General features: G+C 71.9%; 4 protein-coding genes. 2 read left to right on the top strand and 2 right to left on the bottom strand.

Going from position 1 to position 3,461, the window contains the following annotated elements; translation table 11 throughout:
• On the bottom strand, window positions 1–92 hold a 92-nt coding region (locus tag BHU15_RS34760; RefSeq protein WP_368483234.1), incomplete at its 3' end, for a CBS domain-containing protein.
• A gap of 254 nt (window positions 93–346) precedes the next feature.
• Here BHU15_RS34760 and BHU15_RS34755 point away from each other — a divergent pair.
• A complete protein-coding gene (locus tag BHU15_RS34755; protein ID WP_069630766.1) occupies window positions 347–1,330 on the top strand; it encodes an Acg family FMN-binding oxidoreductase in 984 nt (327 codons plus the stop codon).
• A gap of 40 nt (window positions 1,331–1,370) precedes the next feature.
• Here BHU15_RS34755 and BHU15_RS34750 read toward each other — a convergent pair whose 3' ends face one another.
• The gene (locus BHU15_RS34750) at window positions 1,371–2,765 is read right to left on the bottom strand and encodes an MFS transporter (protein WP_247748897.1); all 1,395 of its coding nucleotides are present in this window, start codon (window positions 2,763–2,765) and stop codon (window positions 1,371–1,373) included.
• Between the two features lie 87 nt (window positions 2,766–2,852).
• Between BHU15_RS34750 and BHU15_RS34745 the strand changes: the two genes are divergently transcribed.
• Window positions 2,853–3,434, top strand: coding sequence for a TetR/AcrR family transcriptional regulator (locus BHU15_RS34745; protein ID WP_023540498.1), 582 nt, complete (start codon window positions 2,853–2,855; stop codon window positions 3,432–3,434).
• Window positions 3,435–3,461: the final 27 nt, after the last annotated feature.

Here is a 3,461-nt window from a genome sequence, read left to right as displayed (position 1 = left end):
ACAGGCACGGCGCTGACGCCGTGATCCGCCAGGGCTCTGGCGATCTCCTTGAACGGGGTGTCGAGTCGCACGCTCACGACGTCGCGGGTCATGAGTTCACCGATGCTTCGGTGGTCCATGTCCTGCACTCCTTCCAGGGCTGTGGCCGCCGACCGCGGTCACACCTTCAAGCGTGACTCCCCTCGGCACGGCACCCCAGGTGCCACTCAGCCCTATCGGGCGGCAACAGGTCCCGGAAGGGGCGTCCACAGGGGGCCGACAGGGCTCCGGCAGGGGACTGTCGGCCCCTCCCCCCGGACCCGGCCGTGACTCCACGCTGGAAGGACGACAAGGTCCGGGAGGCACCGTGTCCGTACAGACGATCGACGAACGGACGGCGGCGGAGCTGGTCTCCGACGCCACGGCCGCACCGTCGATGCACAACGCACAGCCGTGGCTGTTCCGGTACGCCACGGGCACGGGCACCTTCACGCTGTCCGCGGACCTCTCCCGCGCCATGCCGCACGAGGACCGGGACGGACGCGGCCTGCACGTCGGGTGCGGAGCCGCCCTCCTGAACCTGCGGGTGGCACTCGCACACCTCGGGCGGCGCTCCGAGACGACGCTGCTGCCCGATCCGGCGGCCCCACGGGTGCTGGCGACCGTACGTGTCGGAGTACGCACCGGGGTGGACGCTCTCGGCGACCTGTATCCGGAGATTCGCGAACGGCGTACGAGCCGGTTCCCGTTCTCCGAGCGCCGGATTCCCACGGCGCTCCGGAACACGCTCGGGGAAGCCGCGAGCCTCGAAGGCGCCGAGCTGACGTTCCTCTCGTCTCCGCACCTCAATGCCGTGCTGGACCTGATCACGGACGCCGAGGGCTACAACCTCATGGACCACGACCGGGAAGCCGAACGAGCGCGGTGGACCAGGAACTCCAGGACCGACGTGATCACCGACGGGGTGCCGGACTACGCCTTCGGCCCGCGCAGGCGCGGTGGAACCGCCCCGGCCCGCGACTTCGCCGGGCTCGACGCGGTGCGGGGCCGGCCCACGGCCGACTTCGAGGACCGGCCCCAACTGGCCCTTCTCAGCACGGTGTCGGACGGTCCCGCCGACTGGCTGCGGGCGGGACAGGCACTGGAGCGGCTGCTCCTCGTCGCCACGGGGCACGGGCTGACGAGTTCGTTCGCCACCCAGGCGCTCGAATGGTCCGACCTGCGGTGGCTGCTGCGCGATCCGGTCTCGGGCTCGGGCCATGTCCAGATGATCCTCCGGCTGGGATACGGCCCCCGCGGGCCGAGGACACAACGCAGGCCCGTGCGTGAGGTGCTGACGTTCGCCGACTGAGCGAGGGATCTCGCGGATCGCCGCGGTCCGCCGCCTGCCGTCAGTGGCGTGCCGAGTCGGCCGGGATCAGCGTGGCGATCACGGCGGCGGCGACGGCAGCCACGACGGCGGAGACGGTGAAGGCGCGCTCGAACCCGGTGTCCGTGGCGCCCGCCAGGCTCACCGCGGCGAGGCTGGAGACGACGGCCGCCCCGATCGAGGCGCCGAATTCGTGGAAGGTGCTGACGATGCCCGAGGCGAGCCCGGCCTGGTGCGGCTCGACCTGTCCGAGGGCCGTCGCCGAGGCCACCACGAAGAGCGAGCCGATCCCCGCCGCGGCCAGAGCGACTCCCGTGACGACGGCCGGAGTTCCGGCCCGGAGCACCGGGACGACGAGCCCCGCGGCGGCGATCACCATGCCGGTCACGCCCACCCGGCGGGCACCGAGCCCGCCGATGACCCGGCCGGCCGTGTGGGCACCGGCCATCGTGGCGAGCGCCACGGGCAGGAAGAGCAGCCCCGTCACCAGCGGGCCGTGGCCGCTGTACTCCTGGAGGTAGAAGGACCCGAGGAAGAAGACGGCCACCATCAGCGCCGTACCGGTGAGGATGACGAACGTACCCGCCGTCACCGGGCGCCGGAACAGCAGACCGAGGTCCATCAGCGGTGATTTCGCGGCTCGTTGCCATGCCCCGAAGACCAGGTACAGCACCACCGCGACCGTGGCGAGGCCGAGCGTGCTCCCGGCGCCCCAGCCGTGGTCACCGGCGTTGATGAGCGCGTAGATCCCCACGCCGGTCGCCCCGGTCACCAGGAGAGCGCCGGGTACGTCGAGGCGCGGACGCGCGCCCTCGGGGCGCGGCAGCGGCGGCAGCATCCGGGGCAGCAGCACCATGATGGCGACGCCGACCGGCACGTTCACGAGGAACGCCCAGGGCCAGCCCGGCCCCGCGGTCAGCACGCCGCCGAGCAGGACCCCGACGGCGGCGCCGCTGCCGCCGAGCGCCGACCAGATGCCGAGCGCCTTGTTCCGCTCCTCCCCCTCGAACAGCCGCACCACGACCGAGAGCGCCGCCGGGGAGAGCATGGCCGCGCCGAGCCCCTGCGCCACGCGGCCGGCGATCAGCACTTCGGCGCCGCCGGCCAGGCCGACGACCAGCGAGGCCGCCGTGAAGGTGGCCAGCCCGGTGAGGACGAGGCCCCTGGCCCCGAAGAGGTCGGCACCGCGACCGCCGAGCAGCATCAGACCGCCGAAGGTCAGCGTGTAGGCGCTGACCACCCAGGTCAGCGCCGAGCGGGACAGATCGAGGTCGGCGCCTATGTGCGGGAGCGCGATCGCCACCACGGTGACGTCCAGGATCAGCATGAACTGTGCGACACCGAGCAGCGCCAACGCCTGCCACCGGCGCCCGTGGGCACCGGAGCCCGTCTCCGTCGTGATCCGTTGATCGGTCACTGCTTCTCCTAAGTCAGACATCGATGTTCGAGTTAGTCGGGCTGGTAGCGTAACTCAAACAACGGTGTTTGATTTAAAGGAGGATGCATGGCCTCGTCGCCCCCCGCGCCCGCCCGCCGGGCCGACGCCCAGCGCAACATCGACGCGATCCTGGACGCCGCGGTCGAGAGCTTCGCGCGGCGCCCCGACACGACGCTGGCGGAGATCGCGAAGGCGGCCGGCGTGGGGCGCGTGACGCTGTACGGGCACTTCGCCTCACGTGCCGACCTCGTGGACGCGGCGATGGCCCGGGTGCTGGAACACGGTGACGCGGCACTCGAACCGCTCGAACTCGACGGAGATCCCGCCGAGGCGCTAGAGCGGCTGATCGCGACGAGTTGGCGGCTGATCTACCAGTCGCGCTCTCTTCTGGTCGCCGCACAGAAGGAGTTGTCGAGCGCCCGCATCCGGGACCTGCACGCCGGACCCGCGGCCCGCGCCGAACGGCTGCTGGCCCGCGGCCAGTCCGAGGGCGTGTTCCGGTCGGACCTGCCGACCTCCTGGCTGGTGGCCACGCTGCACAACGTGCTGCACGGCGCGGGCGACGAGATCAACGCCGGCCGCCTGAAGCCCGAGGACGCGGCACGCACGGTCTCACTGACCATCCTGGCGGCGTTCACGGCACGGTAGTTCCGCCCCGGTCCGATCCCAGCGCCT

The organism is Streptomyces niveus (assembly GCF_001723055.1).
Lineage (GTDB): Bacteria > Actinomycetota > Actinomycetes > Streptomycetales > Streptomycetaceae > Streptomyces > Streptomyces niveus.
The sequence above is the reverse complement of the archived record's forward strand: the minus strand, read 5'-3'. Positions and strand labels throughout refer to the sequence as shown.